Annotated in this window: 19 protein-coding genes; 15 read left to right on the forward strand and 4 right to left on the reverse strand. The window is 39.4% G+C overall.

Annotated elements, in window-relative coordinates; all coding sequences use genetic code 11:
- The first annotated feature begins 46 nt into the window (after positions 1-46).
- From ACFX4R_RS01205 to ACFX4R_RS01215, 3 genes are all read left to right on the forward strand, one after another.
- Positions 47-547, forward strand: coding sequence for an RNA polymerase sigma factor SigV (locus ACFX4R_RS01205; RefSeq protein WP_043978734.1), 501 nt, complete (start codon positions 47-49; stop codon positions 545-547).
- The gene (gene rsiV, locus ACFX4R_RS01210) at positions 544-1,407 is read left to right on the forward strand and encodes an anti-sigma-V factor RsiV (protein ID WP_043978433.1); all 864 of its coding nucleotides are present in this window, start codon (positions 544-546) and stop codon (positions 1,405-1,407) included. Before ACFX4R_RS01205 ends, rsiV begins: the two co-directional genes overlap by 4 nt.
- 197 nt (positions 1,408-1,604) lie before the next feature.
- Complete coding sequence (locus ACFX4R_RS01215) at positions 1,605-2,138, forward strand: HTH-type transcriptional regulator Hpr (RefSeq protein ID WP_013084563.1); 534 nt, start codon at positions 1,605-1,607, stop codon at positions 2,136-2,138.
- A 40-nt stretch (positions 2,139-2,178) separates the two neighbouring features.
- Here ACFX4R_RS01215 and ACFX4R_RS01220 read toward each other — a convergent pair whose 3' ends face one another.
- On the reverse strand, positions 2,179-3,468 hold the full coding sequence (locus tag ACFX4R_RS01220; protein WP_043978435.1) for a protoglobin domain-containing protein: 1,290 nt from the start codon (positions 3,466-3,468) through the stop codon (positions 2,179-2,181).
- A 185-nt stretch (positions 3,469-3,653) separates the two neighbouring features.
- Here ACFX4R_RS01220 and ACFX4R_RS01225 point away from each other — a divergent pair, with 185 nt between their 5' ends.
- The 8 genes from ACFX4R_RS01225 to ACFX4R_RS01260 all read left to right on the forward strand — a co-directional run bounded on the left by ACFX4R_RS01225 (position 3,654) and on the right by ACFX4R_RS01260 (position 11,305).
- Positions 3,654-4,328, forward strand: coding sequence for a C40 family peptidase (locus ACFX4R_RS01225; RefSeq protein WP_043978437.1), 675 nt, complete (start codon positions 3,654-3,656; stop codon positions 4,326-4,328).
- Positions 4,329-4,586: 258 nt separating this feature from the next.
- Positions 4,587-4,934: a DUF2642 domain-containing protein gene (locus ACFX4R_RS01230; protein WP_043978439.1), complete on the forward strand. Its 348-nt coding sequence runs from the start codon at positions 4,587-4,589 to the stop codon at positions 4,932-4,934.
- Positions 4,935-4,953: 19 nt separating this feature from the next.
- A complete protein-coding gene (locus tag ACFX4R_RS01235) occupies positions 4,954-5,154 on the forward strand; it encodes a hypothetical protein (protein ID WP_029323776.1) in 201 nt (66 codons plus the stop codon).
- 2 nt (positions 5,155-5,156) lie between these two features.
- Positions 5,157-6,683: a glycosyltransferase family 2 protein gene (locus ACFX4R_RS01240; protein ID WP_043978443.1), complete on the forward strand. Its 1,527-nt coding sequence runs from the start codon at positions 5,157-5,159 to the stop codon at positions 6,681-6,683.
- Complete coding sequence (locus tag ACFX4R_RS01245; RefSeq protein WP_043978444.1) at positions 6,676-7,899, forward strand: nucleotide sugar dehydrogenase; 1,224 nt, start codon at positions 6,676-6,678, stop codon at positions 7,897-7,899. The genes ACFX4R_RS01240 and ACFX4R_RS01245 overlap by 8 nt, the downstream gene beginning before the upstream one ends.
- Positions 7,900-7,943: 44 nt before the next feature.
- A complete protein-coding gene (locus ACFX4R_RS01250) occupies positions 7,944-9,365 on the forward strand; it encodes a glycosyltransferase family 2 protein (protein WP_043978446.1) in 1,422 nt (473 codons plus the stop codon).
- A gap of 160 nt (positions 9,366-9,525) precedes the next feature.
- Positions 9,526-9,921: a DoxX family protein gene (locus ACFX4R_RS01255; RefSeq protein WP_043978450.1), complete on the forward strand. Its 396-nt coding sequence runs from the start codon at positions 9,526-9,528 to the stop codon at positions 9,919-9,921.
- Between the two features lie 169 nt (positions 9,922-10,090).
- Positions 10,091-11,305, forward strand: coding sequence for a cytochrome P450 (locus ACFX4R_RS01260; protein WP_043978453.1), 1,215 nt, complete (start codon positions 10,091-10,093; stop codon positions 11,303-11,305).
- A 23-nt stretch (positions 11,306-11,328) separates the two neighbouring features.
- On the opposite strand, the gene ACFX4R_RS01265 is transcribed toward ACFX4R_RS01260, so the two are convergent.
- Positions 11,329-11,697, reverse strand: a complete 369-nt coding sequence (locus tag ACFX4R_RS01265; protein WP_013084552.1) for a winged helix-turn-helix transcriptional regulator — start codon at positions 11,695-11,697, stop codon at positions 11,329-11,331.
- 242 nt (positions 11,698-11,939) lie between these two features.
- On the opposite strand from ACFX4R_RS01265, the gene ACFX4R_RS01270 reads away from it, so the two are divergent.
- The 4 genes from ACFX4R_RS01270 to ACFX4R_RS01285 all read left to right on the forward strand — a co-directional run bounded on the left by ACFX4R_RS01270 (position 11,940) and on the right by ACFX4R_RS01285 (position 16,273).
- Entirely contained in the window at positions 11,940-12,455 is a 516-nt protein-coding gene (locus ACFX4R_RS01270) for an enoyl-CoA hydratase/isomerase family protein (protein ID WP_377568364.1), read from the forward strand.
- Positions 12,456-12,594: 139 nt separating this feature from the next.
- Positions 12,595-12,720: a hypothetical protein gene (locus ACFX4R_RS01275; RefSeq protein ID WP_016765178.1), complete on the forward strand. Its 126-nt coding sequence runs from the start codon at positions 12,595-12,597 to the stop codon at positions 12,718-12,720.
- A 243-nt stretch (positions 12,721-12,963) separates the two neighbouring features.
- Positions 12,964-15,282, forward strand: a complete 2,319-nt coding sequence (gene helD / locus ACFX4R_RS01280; protein ID WP_237074201.1) for an RNA polymerase recycling motor HelD — start codon at positions 12,964-12,966, stop codon at positions 15,280-15,282.
- A 400-nt stretch (positions 15,283-15,682) separates the two neighbouring features.
- A complete protein-coding gene (locus ACFX4R_RS01285) occupies positions 15,683-16,273 on the forward strand; it encodes a CPBP family intramembrane glutamic endopeptidase (RefSeq protein ID WP_043978460.1) in 591 nt (196 codons plus the stop codon).
- 101 nt (positions 16,274-16,374) lie between these two features.
- Here ACFX4R_RS01285 and comJ read toward each other — a convergent pair whose 3' ends face one another.
- Together comJ and ACFX4R_RS01295 are read right to left on the reverse strand one after the other, a co-directional pair.
- On the reverse strand, positions 16,375-16,782 hold the full coding sequence (gene comJ / locus ACFX4R_RS01290; RefSeq protein WP_377568368.1) for a competence protein ComJ: 408 nt from the start codon (positions 16,780-16,782) through the stop codon (positions 16,375-16,377).
- 35 nt (positions 16,783-16,817) lie between these two features.
- Positions 16,818-17,192, reverse strand: a complete 375-nt coding sequence (locus tag ACFX4R_RS01295) for a NucA/NucB deoxyribonuclease domain-containing protein (protein ID WP_377569055.1) — start codon at positions 17,190-17,192, stop codon at positions 16,818-16,820.
- Between the last annotated feature and the right edge of the window lie 198 nt (positions 17,193-17,390).

Here is a 17,390-nt window from a genome sequence, read left to right on the forward strand (position 1 = left end):
TTATAGATGTACTTCAGCAAGAGAAAATAGAAGGGTATGAAAGATGATGAAAAAACATGATGCACATCAGATGCTCGTAGCGTGCATAACCGAGCATAAAGAGGATTTTTACCGGCTTGCTTTCAGCTATGTAAAAAATCAAGAAGATGCGCTTGATATTATGCAAGAATCGATTAAAAAAGCACTCATTTCAATAGACACTATCAAGGATATTCAATCGATTAAAAGCTGGCTTTATAAAATTGTTGTACGAACAGCAATCGATTTCCTGCGCAAGCATAAACGTTTAACGCTTATGGACGATGAAGCGCTTGAGTACTTGAGCAGCGGACGTGAAGACCAGTATGAAGATATCGATTTAAAGCAAGCAATGGATCACCTGCCGGTTAAATATAAAACCATTATTATTCTGCGGTTTTTCGAAGATTTAAAAATGGACGAAATTGCTGAAATCATTGAGGAAAATGTAAACACGGTAAAGACAAGGCTCTATAGAGGGTTGAACCTGTTGCGGATTAAGATGACGGAGGAGGACTTAGAACAATGAATGAAAAAATAGAAAAGTTAAAGAAGCAGTATCATGACATTCCTATTCCTGAGGAATTAGATGATGTTGTTGCAAAGGCACTTTCTTCACATCCTCGTAAAAAGAAATCCTATATTTGGCCGAGCGCAATTGCCGCAGCAGCGGTTATTTTTATCACAACGGTGAATGTGAGTCCAGACGCGGCAAATGCAATGGCGAAAATTCCTGTAATTGGAAAAGTAGTAGAAGTGATCACATTTGATGAACTAAAGCAAGAAGAAAAGCATTCTCGTATTGACGTGAAAACACCATCGATTTCAGGCTTGGAAAACAAAGGTCTTCAAACAAGCTTGAATGAAAAGTATATAAAAGAAAACGAGCAGCTGTATGAACAGTTTAAAAAAGAGATGAAAACATTACAAAAAGGAGAGAAAGGAAACGTGGCTGTCAGCAGCGGCTATGATATTATGACGGATACCGATGATTTGCTTGTGGTTCATCGATATGTGGAAGAATCGAGAGCTTCAACGTCGAGCGTCAATCAGTACGACACGATTGATAAAAAACATGAAGTGCTCGTCACGCTTCCAAGTTTGTTCAAAGATAAAAGCTATATAAAGGTCATTAGTGAAAATATTAAACAGCAAATGAAAGATCAAATGAAACATGAAGAAGGCAAAATCTACTGGCTGACTGAAGAAGATATGGATCCTTTTAAAGAGATTGCTGAGAATCAAAGCTTCTACATTACGAAAGATCACAAGCTTAGAATTGTATTTGATAAATATAAAGTCGCCCCAGGATATATGGGAAACGTTGAGTTTGAAATTCCAACGGACGTTATTTCAAACCTTCTGGTTGGTAAACGGTATATTCATTAAAAAACAGGTGTGAACGTTCAGCGTTCACACCTGTTTTTTTTACATAAAGAAACGTTTAAATTTATTTTTATGCAAAATAAGTTGAAATATATAAGCAATCATGTATAATATTTTGTATATATTTTCATTCTTTTTGTTTATAAAGTCTTACGGGAAAATGATGTGAACGGTTGCATTTCTAGAGAGGAAGTGAAGAGGTGAAACGCACGTTAAATCAAGATACGATTAAAGATGCCATGCTGTTTAATCAGCTTGTGATGCAAGTAAGCAAAGCTCTTTGGAAGTCTACTGAAAAGGATTGGGAGCAGTGGGTTAAGCCGTACGATCTGAGCATTAATGAGCATCACATTTTGGGGATTGCTTATCAGCTGGAAATTGCATCGATGACTGACATTTCAAAGCTAGGCGTCATGCATTTATCCACAGCTTTTAACTTTGCAAAAAAATTGCACTTGCGGGGCTATCTTACCCTTTCTAAAAATGAGAAAGATAAGCGGAATACATACGTACAGCTCACAGAAGAAGGAAAAAAGATGTTTTTAAAAACGCTCGAGGATTATAATCCTCTTGAAAATCCTTTGTTTCAAGGAGCAATGCCGCTTCGAGATGTTTACGGAGAGCTGCCTGACTTTGTTGAGCTGACGGCTCTGATTCGAAGCATATACGGAGAAGATTTTGTCCAGTTTATCGAACGTTCTTCTCAAGAGCCCGCTGCTAGCTTGAAAAAATAAAAAAGCCTTCTTGTGCAAGCTGAGAAGGCTTTTTTGCATATCAACTTTTTTCAGTTAACCGTTCAAGTTCTTCTGAGGAATGGGCCATCTTCTCAATTCGCAGAGACAGTTGCTTCATTACATCCGCTATTTTTTCAAGCTCTTTTTTGGTTAGCACGGTTTGCTGTTTGTTCTCGGTTGTTATGCTAAGAACGTTCGTGAAAAAAGAAGTAATGTTGTTCATATTGTCAGCCGTATCTTTTGTTAATGTAGCGACTTCTCCGCCTAGCGCCGAGACGCTTTCGATTTGTTTTTGAATGTCTCCGATAAAAGTGGAAATATTAGCAATCGATTTCTTCGTTTCTTCTGCAAGCTTCCGTACTTCCTGTGCCACCACTGCAAATCCTTTTCCATGCTCGCCCGCTCGAGCAGACTCAATCGAAGCGTTTAATGCTAATAAATTCGTTTGCTCCGCAATAGAAGTAACAATCGAAACGATTTGATGAATTTGCTGTGATGTATGTTCGAGCGTTTTCATTTTGTTTTGAATGAGCGACGTATTTTTTTGTATGCTTCCCAGCATGTTTTGTTCTTCTTTTAATTTTGCTTGACTCGTAACGGATTCCTTCTCAATGACTTCTGCTAGTTCAGAGCTTTTGTTTGCATAAGAAACGACGTCAGAGGACTGGTTGTGCATTTGATTCATAAACGTCTTCGTTTCTTCAGATAGCGAAGAAAGGATAGATGATGTACGAGAGATTTCTAGCTGAATTTTCTCTTTTTGAGTCTGAAGTCCAGCGCGCTGCTCGTCATATTCAAGCTCATAGGCTTTTAACACAATTTGCTGTTCTAGACTAATAAGCTTTGTCATACTTGCAATAAAAGCCAGACATTCTTCTTTTGATTCCATCCTACGTTCACATACTGAAAGAAGCGACGTAAATAAATTTTGAAATGCGCACAAATACCAGTTTGGCTCAAGTCCAATTTTAACGTGCATCTTGGAAATTTTTTGACGTTTTACCACAAAAGCATCATCTATTTGTCCATCAAACATTTCTAAAATATGCCGCTTTAACGTTTGTTTTAATGCATGGACGCTGCTGTGCTTTTCGATAATCGCAACCAAATGGGCCTGTTCACCAATAGCTTTGTAAAAATCGTTCACGATCTCTTCGATGGCATTCAGCGCGTGAACTTGAAATCTGGCAATCCGTTCGAGATCCTCTGCTGTTAAGGAAATCATGTTAATCTGCTTTTTTATCATCGGGTCCGATACATGAAGCTTTACAGTGGTGGATTCGACAGCGGCTGCTTCGGCGTGCGCTTTGTTTCGTTTAAACCAATTCATGTTTATCACCTTTATTTGCTAGAATAGTTGTTTTTCTCTTCTTCTTATATTTCGGCGTTTTACATCCAAGAGTTGAGGCTGTTTAAGAAGATTGTTATCAAATTGTTATCTTCTATTAATTGAATTGTTATCCGCAGATGGTATGGTTGTACGGTGCTTAAAACATGATTCGGGGAGGAAACGAAATGAAAAAAATGCTATCGGCGCTTCTTGTAGGAGGAGCTTTATTTGCAAGTCCAGCAATGGGACACGCTGCATTTGGCGACACGGTTTTAAAACAAGGGATGACAAATGATGATGTTGAACAAGTTAAAACGGTGTTAAAAGATAAAGGATTTTTAAAAGGCGAAGTATCGCGTTATTTTAATTATGAAACAAAAAAAGCGGTTATGGCTTTTCAAGAGAAACATAACCTAGAAGCAGATGGAGTTGTTGGAGAGAATACATACAATGCATTAGGTAAAGGCGGCGTTGTAGAAGGCGAATCAGAAGTGAATACGGATAAAGTAATCAGCAAAGCAAAATCCTTAATGGGCACGCCGTACAAATGGGGCGGCACTACACCTTCAGGATTTGACTGCAGCGGATATCTTCAGTATGTATATAAAGAAAGCGTAGGCGTTGATATTCCCAGAACGGTTGAAGATATCTATAAAGCAGGTGAAAATGTAAGTGAACCGCAGGTAGGAGATCTTGTGTTCTTTGAAACGTACAAAGAAGGTCCTTCTCATGCAGGCATTTATCTTGGAGACGGAAAATTTATTAACGCATCGTCTTCTAAAGGCGTGACAATTAGCGATAAAAATTCAAGCTATTGGAAAGAGCGCTATATAGGAGCAAAGCGTATTGCAGCTAACTGATTTATCATTTAATAGATATAAAAAGGCAAAGTCTAAGGGCTTTGTCTTTTTTGTATTGGTTTCAGTAGGTAGGAGGTAGGTAGGGGATTCCCCTATACAAAATGGACTAGTCAAGTGTGTATTTGTATGGAAATACGACAAAAGTTCTGTCACCTTTATGATACAGCTTGTATATATTGATAAAGTAATCTCTCAGGTTACGTCAATCGTTATAGGTAATTTGAAGGGATAACAGTATAAAAAGGAGGAACAAAATTTATGTTTTTTTGTTGTTACCGTCGCTATGTAGAAAAGATAAAACACCTTTTGTTTTCAAATCGATTTGCTGAATTTATTCAGGAAAACACAAAGAAAGCAGTAGAAGAAGTCGTTTATTCTGACACGTTCAAAGAGTACGTAATAAGTATTATTAAAGAATCTCAAGAATCACCTTTTAAAGAAATCGCCGAGCAGTATATTGGACAGGAAGTTGTGATTGAAACGACAGCTGGTCCACTTGAAGGTGTGGTCACGTTTGTGGGAGATGATTATTTGGAATTAGTAGAGTCTCCAACGTCAACGGTATTACTGCCATTTACAAGCATTGTGACTATTCAAAGCGCTTAAACGAAAGGAGGAAAAAAATATGTTTCAAGATGCATTACGAGAAAATGTAGGTTCATTTGTGCAAATCATCACAGCTATTGACGTTATTAATGGAACACTGCTTGCTGTTACGGACGCAGCGGCTGTTGTACGTACATCAAGCTCATATGGCGAGCCTGCAGATGTAACCATTCCATTAGTATCCATTACGTATGTTCGAATTTTCAGCGGAGTTGAGTGAGTTTGAAAGTATCAGTGATTATTCCAGCCTGTAACGAAGCTGATTCTTTGTTACCTGTCATTAAAGAAGTTCAAAAAATGAAGCCGTTTGAGATTATGGTCGTCGTAAATGGATCCAGTGATACAACACAGGAAATCGCCGAGGGTGCAGGATGCCACGTTGTTTATTATGAAGAAGCTCTTGGTATTAATATTGGAAGGGCCATTGGGGCTAAAAAAGCAAAAGGAGATGTTTTGCTTTTTTTGGACGGAGATATAGCGGTTCCTCATGAGGAGCTGATGAAATATACGAAGGCTATAGAAACCGGTCATGATATAGCGTTGAACAACCTTTCATGGACTATGAAGCGGAAAGTGCGTCCGCATCCGGTTTCCGTTGCGAAATACATGCTGAACTTATGCTTGCAGCGTGAAGATTTATCCATTCAAGCATTAACAGCTATTCCCCATGCTATCAAGAAAACATCGGCAGCTAAAATTGGATACGAGAACTTAGCTCACCCGCCTCTTGCTCATACGATTGCTCTTTTAAAAGGAATGTCAATCGTTGCACCGTGTTCTTCAGACGTTATTTATACAAATAAGATTAGAACCACCCACAAAATAATTCCTACCAATTCACCTTTTCCTATTTCCACTAATTATATTATTGGAGACCACATTAAAGCGTTAGCTCATCTTATCGAAGAAAAAGGCATAAGAGGAGGACTAACAGACGGCGATCGAAACCGAGAAGTTGTTTCCGCTTATACACCAAGCGTGAAGCGGAAAGCAGGCGTTAAGTACAGTGCTGTTATTCCAGTAGGTGAAGAAAAAGAAACGATTGCAAGCGTGATTCAAGAAGTGAAAAAAGCCGGAGTGGAAGAAATCATCGTGGTTGCCAACGGGGCAGACGAAGTGACGGTTAAGCGAGCAATTGAAGCGGGTGCTACTGTTCTTCATTACAAGCAGCGGCTTGGACATAATGTGCCTCGAGCAATCGGTGCGATGTACAGCAGCGGTGAAGTTTGCTTGTTCATAGATGGAGACATTGTGATTTCCGCGGAAGATTTACGGCGGTATTTAGAAGCAGCTGAACAAGGCATTGATGTAGCGCTTAATAATTTAGAGTGTCTGCTTGACGAAGTGCATCCTATTCACTCGGTAAGTACTGCCAAATATTTTCTGAACCTTGTCTGTAAACGTCCTGATTTAACAATTAATACAACAACGGCTATTCCCCATGCCATTAAACGAGATGTAATGGAGAAAGTAGGCTACGAATCTCTTATTATTCCGCCTTTATTTCAATTAAAAAGTATTATGTACGGCTTTAATGTCCAGCCTGTTCATTTTGTGGATGTGGCGCGAACAAATCGGATTCGAAAAGAGCATATGAAAGTCAAAGGTCTAGCAGCATCAACTCAGCGAATTTTAGGAGATTATGTAGAGGCCATGGCGTACTATATTAGCCAAACTAGCGAAAGAGGCGAATTTCTTCCCGACATACGAAGACATGATCTTTTGTTTGAGGTGTTGAAGAATGAATAAAAAAGTTGCCGTTATTGGTCTAGGGTATGTGGGACTGCCGCTTGCTCTTTTGTTTGCTAAGAAAAACTACAGCGTGATTGGACTTGATATTGACGTCCGGAAAATTGAAGCGCTAAAACAAGGGGAAAGCTATATTCCAGATGTACGTAATGATGTGATTCAAAGAGAGAAAAACTTTCAAGCATATGAATTAAAAAAAGGTATCTCCGCATTTCAAGCATGCGATTATGTAGTGGTGACCGTGCCAACTCCTATTACAGAGAATCATAATCCGGACTTAGGACCCGTTATTAGCGCATCTACGTTTTTGAAAGAACATATGGTAAAAGGACAAACCGTTATTTATGAAAGCTCTACCTATCCAGGCACGCTTGAAGAAGTTGTTTTACCTATTTTAAAGGAGTCTGATTTGCAAGCGGGAGTTGATTTTTATTTAGCTTACTCTCCAGAGCGAGTCGATCCAGCAAACAAGTCGTACGACATTGAGTATATTCCAAAAGTGATTAGCGGCTACAGCAAAGACTGCCTTTATCACGTGCAGACGTTTTATAAAAGTATTTTTCAGCAAGTCGTACCTGTTTCTTCTCCAAAAGTAGCGGAAATGTGCAAGCTGTTTGAAAACATTCAGCGTCTTGTCAATATTTCGTTGGTGAATGAAACAAATGAACTGTGTGAGGAATTAGGAATAGATTTTCATGAGGTCTTACAGGCGGCATCTACTAAGCCGTTTGGGTTCACGCCGTATTATCCAGGTCCCGGAATTGGAGGACACTGCATACCCGTTGATCCGCTTTATTTTTTATGGAAACTAAAGCAAAATGGGTTAACAAGCGAACTTATTGAAGCTGCTCATCATATTAATGAAGAAATGCCAAATAAAGTAATTAAACGTGTTGAAAAGCAGCTCGCAGCAAATGAGAAACGCGTGTTTGTTGTGGGCATGGCGTATAAAAAAGACGTAAATGATATGCGTGAATCGCCGGCGCTGACGGTATGTGAAGGTCTTTTAACAAAAGGATATGAGCTGACGTATCATGACCCTTACATTGACTCCGCTATATTAAATAAGCAAACGTATTTCTCAGTCCCGCTGACAAAAGAAGAAGTTAAAAAAAGCGATGTTGTACTTGTGTTAACCGATCACAGTCAAATCGACTGGTCAATTGTAAAATACGCAAAAAAAGTTGTGGATACAAGAGGTATTTTAAATGAATGAAGCCGCTGAATTGTTCAGTGGTTCTTTTTTTAGGGGGGATATCAATGAAAACTCTTTCTGTCGTGCTGCCCGTTTACAATGAAGAAGAAACGCTAAAAACTGTGCTTAAGCAAATTAAAAAAGTAAACGTGCTTGAGATTATTGTGGTCGCAAATGGCTGTACAGATGCTTCAGTAAAAATAGCGAAAGAAGAAGGGTGCACGGTAAAAGTAATAAAAAAGCGTATGTCTCCACATGAAGCGAGAATGGAAGGAGCAAAGACTGCCAAAGGAGATGCCGTCTTGTTTGTAGACGGAGACATTATTCTTTCGGCTTCCGAGCTTGAGCGTTTTGTTCAGCCTTTGTTATTTGGACATAGCGATGTTGTGCTAAACAAGTGGGGGAAAATGAAAATGAATGCTTTTAACCGCAGCGAGCTGATGTGGAGTACGGTTTTGCATCATGCGATTGGGAAGCCTCACCACGCCAACGCTTATTTAAAAGCGCCTTATGGGGTACAGTTAAGCGTGTTGAAGAACTACTGGGAGCTGCCGCCTCTTTCGTTATTTGTGACATTTTTAACACAATACCGCGTAAGTATGTCTATGTCGATTGAAACACAGGGGAAAGGAAACTTTCGTCCATTTGATCGCCCGCTGCGCACCAAAGAGCGAATTCAATCCTACCAGCAGCTTCTTCAAACATACTATACGCTTGCATCAAATCGTAAAAGGCGAGTGGATATACTTACGCAGCCCATTTCAGTTGTTGAGCACGGCTGGGGGAAATTATCTTCTTTTTATGGAGGAAAACAGCTGTCTGTTATTATTCCAGTTTGCAACGAAGAACAAACAATCAAACAAGTGATTGCAGAAGCAAGAAAACTTGAGCCGTTAGAAATCATTGTCGTGATTAACGGTTCCACTGATCAGTCGGAGGCTTATGCCAAAGAACAGGGTGTCAAAACCCTCGTCTACGATGAGCGGTTAGGGCATGACTGCGGAAGAGCTGCGGGGGCCCTTGCAGCAACGGGAGATATTCTTCTCTTTATAGACGGGGATTTTGTTCTTTCAGCTCAAGAGTTGTATCCGTTTGCTTCAGCGGTAGCGAGCGGCGTTGATGTAGCTTTAAACGTATGTGAAGATGAAGCGAAGCTCACGCATGTTGTGCAGGGGTGGAAATACGTATTGAACGAGACAATAGGAAGAAAAGATTTATTAATGAGCTCCATGACTGCTGTTCCTCATGCCATAAGTAGAGAGTGCCTGGAGAAAATTAAGCCCGAATCTCTTGCTGTACCGCCTTTTGCCCAAATAAAAGCCATCATAGAAGGTTTTCATGTGCAGGCCGTTCACCATGTTGATGTAAATAAATTTAACCGATTTCGATATTCTGAACACCTATTATTAAAGAGCCATTCTGCTACGGCAGAACTCATTATTCAGGATCATATTTTTGCATTTCTCTCGTATCTTCAGCGCGACTGAGTAGGGAGTGTGGGTGGGTGCTCACTTACAAAAGAAACGTTTAAGATAAGGAAAGAAATTTGCTGATATCTTGTTTTTCTGTTCTAACCCCTTGAATTTGTTCACAGTTGTAACTAAAATTGTTACATGTGCAGACAAAAGTAAAAAAGGAGGAAAAGAAATGAAAAGCTATCAGCTTGGAACGTTTTTACTTCGTCTTATGTTAGGGCTAACGTTTTTTATTCATGGCCTTGGCAAATTCCAAAGCGGTATTGATAATACGGTCGGTTTTTTCCACAGCATGGGCATTCCTGCGTTTTTCGCTTATGCGGTTGCGGTTATTGAATTCGTAGGGGGAGCCGCTATGATTCTTGGATTTCAAACGCGTTTAATCGGTGTCTTGTTTGCGATTGTGATGATTGGCGCTATTTTTACAGCGAAAAGCGGTGCTGGTTTTACAGGCGGCTATGAGCTTGAGGTTTCCCTTTTTGTCGTTTCGCTTCATATGATTCTAGCAGGAAGCGGCGCGTACGCGTTAGACAACCGATTACAAAAACCAGAAGAACATTATTCTTAAAAAGGTAGGCGCTATGCGCCTACCCTTTTTTGTAAAAAATATCCTTCTATCGATTCATTTTTACTAAAATATACAGCTATCATTTTTAAGAAAATTCGTATATATGGTACTATTTGGTCATAGATGCCTGCATAGTCATTCTATTTGAACGATACGGGGAGGTTTTAACATGAAAACCGAAAGAGAAAACGGAATTGTCCGTCAAGTGAATACAATTCAAACAAAAGAAGAGCGCTTTAATCCTTTTTCATGGTATGAAGAGATGAGAAACACCGCGCCTGTGCAATGGGATGAAGAAAGGCAGGTATGGGATGTTTTTCACTATGACGGGGTCAAAGAAGTGCTGGAACAAAAGAATATTTTTTCTTCTGATCGAAGACCTCCACAAAACCAAAGACAAACTGCTCTAGGAACGAGTCTAATTAATATTGATCCGCCTAAGCATGCTGAAATGAGAGCACTTGTTAATAAAGCTTTTACGCCTAAAGCAATGAAAGCATGGGAGCCTAAAATTGCGCGTATTACAGCTGAATTATTACAAGAAGTTGAGCATCTTGAAGATATTGATATAGTCGAGCATCTGTCCTATCCGCTTCCGGTTATGGTAATTGCCGATATTTTAGGCGTGCCGATAGAAGATCAGCGTCAGTTTAAAGATTGGTCCGATATTATCGTAGCCGGTCCTTCTAATAATGAACGTGAAACGCTCGAAAAATTGCAGCAAGAGAAAATGAAAGCAAATGATGAGCTAGAAACTTATTTTTATCGAATCATTGAAGAAAAACGCACGCGTCCAGGAGATGATATTATCTCCGTGCTTCTTCAGGCAAAAGAAGAAGGGAAACAGCTAACGGATGAAGAAATCGTCGGTTTTTCTATTTTGCTGCTGATTGCTGGAAACGAAACAACCACAAATTTAATTTCAAATACGATTTATTGTTTAATGGAAGATAAAGCTTCTTTTGAACGACTCAAACGAGAGAAAGAACTTTTGCCTTCTGCGATTGAAGAAGTTCTTCGCTATCGTTCACCCGTTCAGGCTCTTCACCGAATCGTAAAAGAAGATGTGACTCTTGCAGGCAAGAAACTAAAAGCGGGCGAACACGTGGTTCCATGGATGGGATCTGCGCATCGAGACGCGGAGTATTTTGAAGACCCGGATGTATTTAAAATCGATCGAAAGCCAAATGTGCACATGGCATTTGGAAGAGGCATTCATTTTTGCTTAGGAGCACCCCTTGCTCGAATAGAAGCAAAAATTATGCTGGCCGAGCTGATTGACCGCTATCCGCAGATGGACTGGAGCCCGTCATTTGAGTTAAAGCCGATTGAAAGCACGTTTGTGTACGGATTAAAAGAATTATTGATTCGTAAACATGTATAAAAAAAGCACGCTTTGCGTGCTTTTTACTCTTTCTCTGCTTGAATTCTCGCTTCAGCAATTTTATCGGTATGATCATATCCCCATTTAAACATCAGCTCGATAATAGGGATGAGCGTTTCTCCAAAGGGTGTTAAATAATATTCTACTTTAGGCGGAACTTGTTTATAGACTTCGCGGTGGATAATTCCGTCGCGCTCGAGTTCGCGAAGCTGCAGCGTGAGCATTCGCTGCGTCACGCCAGGAATGAGTCTGCGCAGTTCATTAAAGCGCCGGCGTTCCTTCGATAATTGATACAAAATGACGCTTTTCCATTTGCCTCCGACTACATCAACGGCTGCTTCCACAGGGCAAGAATAGCCGTGAGGCTCCCATTTTGTTAAGTCGTATTTCATAGTGATTACTCCTTTTATCAGTGAGTTCAGCTGCATTTGTGCTGTTTATACTATAGCACGTCTTATTTGATAAAAAAATGGAAATGATTCAGGGGATTATTGACGGAAAATTAAAAAAGTAATGGAAATAATTATGAGTTTGTTGTATGATGAAACTATGAAAATAACTTTTCTATTAAAAAGCGAAATATTTTGAAAGCGCTTTATTTATAAAGAACAACAGGGGAAAGGGCGGAGGAACGATGAAAAGGTTTATCAAAGTAGAAAAAAGAAATCATGTGGCGGTTGTACGAATGAATCAGTCAATGCTTAATCGTTTGAACAGTGAAGTCATGTATGAGCTGCAAGAAACGATGAATGAGCTGCAGCACGATGGGTCGGTTGGATCTATTGTATTTATGGGAGAGTACTATAAAATGAACGGAGATCATAGAACAACCTCTTTCCTACGTGAAGAAACAGGAAGGCTTTATCAGCCAATTCATGCAGTAGCAGCTCGAGCGATTTTTCAGCGTATTTCATGCAGCTCCAAACAAACGATTACGCTTCTTACAAACTTTACGTTTGGCGGAGGATATGAGTTAGCTTTAGCATGCGATGTACGAATTGCGGAAGAACCTGTGCAGCTCAAGTTAACAAACGGCATGACCGTTAGTGCGCAAGAAGCGTGCAACATGGGCAAAGTGCAGCACGTTGTGCAAAAAGGAAAAGGATTAGAATATTCACTTACGCTGAACGCATTAGAAAAGGAAGCTTAAAAAACGCTTTCACTTTATTTTTATAAAGTGAAAGCGTTTTTATTTTATTTTGTTGATAAAAAGGTATTGAAAATTCTGAAAAAAGGAGTAGAATGATAACAAATCTACTTATTTTAAATAAGCAAAGGAGCTGGTATCAATGCCATTCATTTTTAAAGAAGCGGTAGTCGGATTGTTTACAGCGGCAGCAGCAGGTTTACTGGCGTTTCAAGGGGTAGAAGTGGTGTCAGCCATCATTCATCTGCTAACTTTTTGGAAACAGTAATAGCTAATAAGTAGAGGAACGACCTATAAAGATAAGGGGCTTGAGACTTTCTCAGCCCTTTTTGTTGTGGAGTTCATTATTTTTCAGTATACTAACGGTGGAAATTAAGACATAATATGGTTACATAGCAGGGATTTACGAACTCAGTAGGGAAGTATGTAGACTCTGAAAAAATAAACAACGATCGCTTTTACCCGGTAACAAGTTTTGTTATCGGGTAACGTGTGTAAGGGGTGTGGATAAGTGAAAGACAAAAATTTAACAGAAGAACAGCAGCGAGTTGATTGGGTAGTAGAAGAAATCAGCCAAAAAGCTGAAAAAATAGGTGAAAGCGTAGGAAACGTAAAAGGCGAAATTGTCGATTTGCGAAGCACGTTTTGGGACGATGTTACGGTTAATATGGATGAGCCAGATGACGTGATTGAGACATTTACGAGCATTAAGCAGCAGGCAGAACTTTTAGCTGAACGTGAAATTACCCATAGACAAGCGTATGATCAATTAAAAACATTAAAAAAATTAACGCAATCCCCTTATTTTGGACGTTTTGATTTTATAGAAAATGGTGAAAAAGAAGCAGAAGCTATTTATGTGGGCGTGGGCTCTTTAATGGATCAAAAAGATGAAGAGTTTTTAATTTATGATTGGCGTGCGCCTATTTCGAGTCTTTATTATGATTATTCACCGGGAAAAGCGCAGTACGAAACGCCAGGTGAAGCGATTAAAGGCGAGATGAAGCTAAAGCGTCAGTTTATTATCGAAAATAGCGTAATTAAAAGCATGTTTGATACAGGGATTACCATTCGCGACGAGCTGCTTCAAGAAGTGCTCGGACACAATGCAAGCAGTCAAATGAAAAGTATTGTAGCGACCATTCAAAAAGAACAAAACCAAATTATTCGAAATGAAAAAAATAAAGTGCTGATCGTTCAAGGAGTAGCAGGGAGCGGTAAAACGTCTGCGGCTCTTCAGCGCGTGGCTTATCTTCTCTATCATCACCGAAAGCAGCTGACTGCAGAAAACATGATGCTGTTTTCACCAAATCCGCTTTTTAACAGCTACGTCTCAACCGTTCTTCCGGAGCTTGGAGAAGACAATATGAAACAAACAACGTTTCAGCAATATGCCGATGGCCGGTTAGGAAACGAGTTTGAAGTGGAAGACTTGTTCGTTCAAATCGAATATTTGCTAACGGAAAAAGATGCTGCGGCAAAAAAGCAAAAAATGCAGGAAATTCGCTACAAAGCAAGCCGTGAATTTAAAAAGCAGGTAGATGCGTATATTGAAGAACTGTCTACTAAAGACATCATTTTTAAAAACATTAAGTTTCGCGGCGAAATTGTGTTATCTGCTCGGCGTTTGCTGTCTTATTTCTATTCGCTTGATACGGGAATTTCCATTCCTAACAGGATGCAGCTCGTAGCCGAGTGGGCGCTTAAACTCATTAATCAGCTTGAAAAACTTGAGCGCAAAAAAGATTGGGTTCAAGAAGAAATTCAGCTCTTAGAAAAAGAAGATTATGTAGAGGCCTATCAGCATCTGCAGAAAAAGGAAGGCTATACGGAAAGCTCATTTGATGATTTCGACCGGGAACAAGCGTATTTAGCCAAGGCCGTTGTAGCTAAGAAAATGAAATTTATTAAGCAGGCGATCAAGCAGCTTAAATTTATCGACATTCGACGTATCTATATGCAGCTGTTTGAAAGGAGTCACCTTTTTCTACATGTAGAAGGATGGGAAGACACTGCTAAAAACACGGTGCAAAGAGTCATGAACATGAAGCTGTCTTATGAAGACGTAACGCCTTACTTATATATAAAAGATCAAATTGAAGGGCGCAAAGCTAATCCTGTCATTCGCTATTTGTTTATTGATGAAGCACAGGACTATTCACCGTTTCAGCTGGCGTTTTTAAAAGAGCTGTTTCCGCATGCCAGAATGACGCTGCTTGGAGACTTGAATCAAGCGATCTATGCGCACGCCTTGAACGCACCGACCATTCTTTCAAGCGAACTGTACGAAGAGAAAGAAGCAGAAACGCTGACTCTTACGAGAAGCTACCGATCAACACGTCAAATTGTCGAGTTTTCAAGAGATATGGTGGCAAATGGCCATTTAATCGAGCCGTTTAATCGAGACGGTGCGAAGCCAACCGTTACGGCTGCAGATAACGTCCAAGACCTTCATGAGGCAATCATACACAAAATTAATGAATTGAAGCAGCAAAACTATAAAACGATTGCCGTTATTGCCAAAACAGCTGAGGAAAGTCTTCAGGCATTCCAAGCACTTCCTGAAGCGATGTCTGCAAGGCTGCTGACAAAAGAAACAAGTTCATTTGAAAAAGGCATGCTTGTTCTGCCAGCTTACTTAGCAAAAGGAATTGAATTTGATGCCGTCATCATTTACAATGCGTCGAGTGAATGTTACCAAGATGAATACGAGCGTAATTTATTTTATACGGCATGCACAAGAGCGATGCATGAGCTGCACCTGTTCTCGCTTGGTGAAATTAGCCCGTTTATATCGAATAAAGAAACTTATGAATATCAAGCACAATAAAAAGAAGACGGCCAGTGTTTTGATTATCTGAGAAAGTAACAGTAGGATTAGTAAAGGAAATCGAGGATGAAATCGCAAAGGTTTTATCCTCGATTTTTTGTTTTTATGGATGGATTCAGCTTATTTTCATTGCTTAAATAAAAATTGTTTGGTTAAATTTCCGCTGCTATAAAACGAATCAGAAGGACAGTGAAAGGAGGAGTTTTATATCCAATATTTACGAATAAATGTATTACTCATCCTTATAATAAGTTTATTTTTCTTCGGGATTGTTCTTTTTTCTTATAAGTTATTTGCTGCGGAAATGTTGCCCATCATAGGCATGCTTTTTATCTATGCTTTAACCTCTAAATATCGTTCAACGGTTTCTCTTTTTCTATTCTTTTTAATAGGAACATGTATGTTTCAAATAGGAAGCAATTATTTCATTGAATGGGATCTATCTAAAGAGATGAAAATCATTGTAAACAGAATTTTACTTCTGTTCATCATAGGTGGACTATTGCTTTTCATTTTGTTGTCCAAACAGAAGGTATTTCTTTTTGCATCATTACCAGACTGGCAGAAACGTATAGTGATGCCATATCATTCGATTAAGCTAACGTACTTTTTAATGTTTGGTCTGATTGGTTCGGCTACAATCTTTGTACCGTTACTGTTCGTTGAAGATATAAGCTATACAAAATCATTCGTCATATACGGTATAGTATTCTCGGTTATAAACGCTATTTTAGAAGAGTTGCTTTGGAGAGGGATCATGTTATCTCATTTAAAGAGTAATCTTTCCACTTTTTATGCTGTTTTCATTACGAGTATTGGATTCGGTCTTTTGCACATATCAATAGGAATTCCTGTAATCATGAGTTTACTTTTTTCTCTTGGTGGATTTTTCTATGCATTTGTCGTTTTAAAGACGAAAAGCATATACCCAGCCATAGTTTTTCATTTTATTATTAATTTAGGTATGGTTTTTAACGGATGGATATTTTAGCATCTTGCACCAAAAAGCTCAGAGCTATATATCGCTCTGAGCTTTTATGAGTTATTACTGTTGTATATTACCTGAACTGTTTACAGTAGGCTGCCTGCTTTTTATTGACTTTCAAAATGCAGCAAATACTTCACTAGATAAAGGCCAGAGTTTGTTTTTTCTTGAAGAGGAATAGTCAGGCATGTGACGTAATAATACCCGTTTGGAATGTCATAGCTTAAGGTTTCAGATAGGACGCTTTTGATTTCGATCCCATCGCTTTCGACGTGAAAAGGAAGGCGAGTGGTCTTTTCAGCCTTTGATGCGTCTGGAGTTTCGTTTACCCATACTTCAATAATGCCTCTTGTGTTTGATACGGCTTCAAATGAAATAGCTTTATCGTCTGCGACATATCCTTTTTGAATATCTTCATCGCTCCAGTCGTGATGGGGCTTTGGCTGTCCTTTTTGAAACAGCGTAAACTGATGATAAGACATGGTTAGCTCTTGTTCTTTCCATTTTGTTTTCATGATTTCACCTCTTCAAAGTAAAGCTTGTTCTGCTATTATTGAACGATAAATTGTACGCGTGTACCATCTGGATACTGTTCTAACTGATTTCCAACCCATGAGCCGGCTCCGCGGTTATCAGAAGGTGAAATATAGCGAATGTCAGCTCCTGCTCCGCCTTCTTCGCACATAGCCATTGGCCATTCATCACGGTCATAACCTGTTTTTGTCGGATATCCTTTCAGGGATTCTTCTCGGTTCGCTTCAGCACCGTCGCGATCAATTGTACAAACGGAAGAGTGCCCAGCGGCAATCGCGTCACGAATATGATCACCCGTTGCAGGATATCGGTCTAACGGAAAATAAAGTGTCGCATCATAATTTACTTCAGCTTCCGTTTTTTCAGGAGCTAAAAAAGCCGCATGCCCCATAAACCCTAAAATACATGCCATGATAATGAATAGACTTGCCATTAATTTTTTCCCGTATGTAGTCATCTCAAACCTCCAGTGTAAGTCGTTTTTACAGCTTAACTATACTGTCAGATTGCTAAGTTTAGATTACAGGACAATAAATACGTTGTAAACAAGTATTAACATTTATGTTAAACTTCCTTTACTTGACATCAT

The sequence above is a fragment of the Priestia sp. YIM B13490 genome (assembly GCF_042787735.1).
Lineage (GTDB): Bacteria > Bacillota > Bacilli > Bacillales > Bacillaceae_H > Priestia > Priestia megaterium.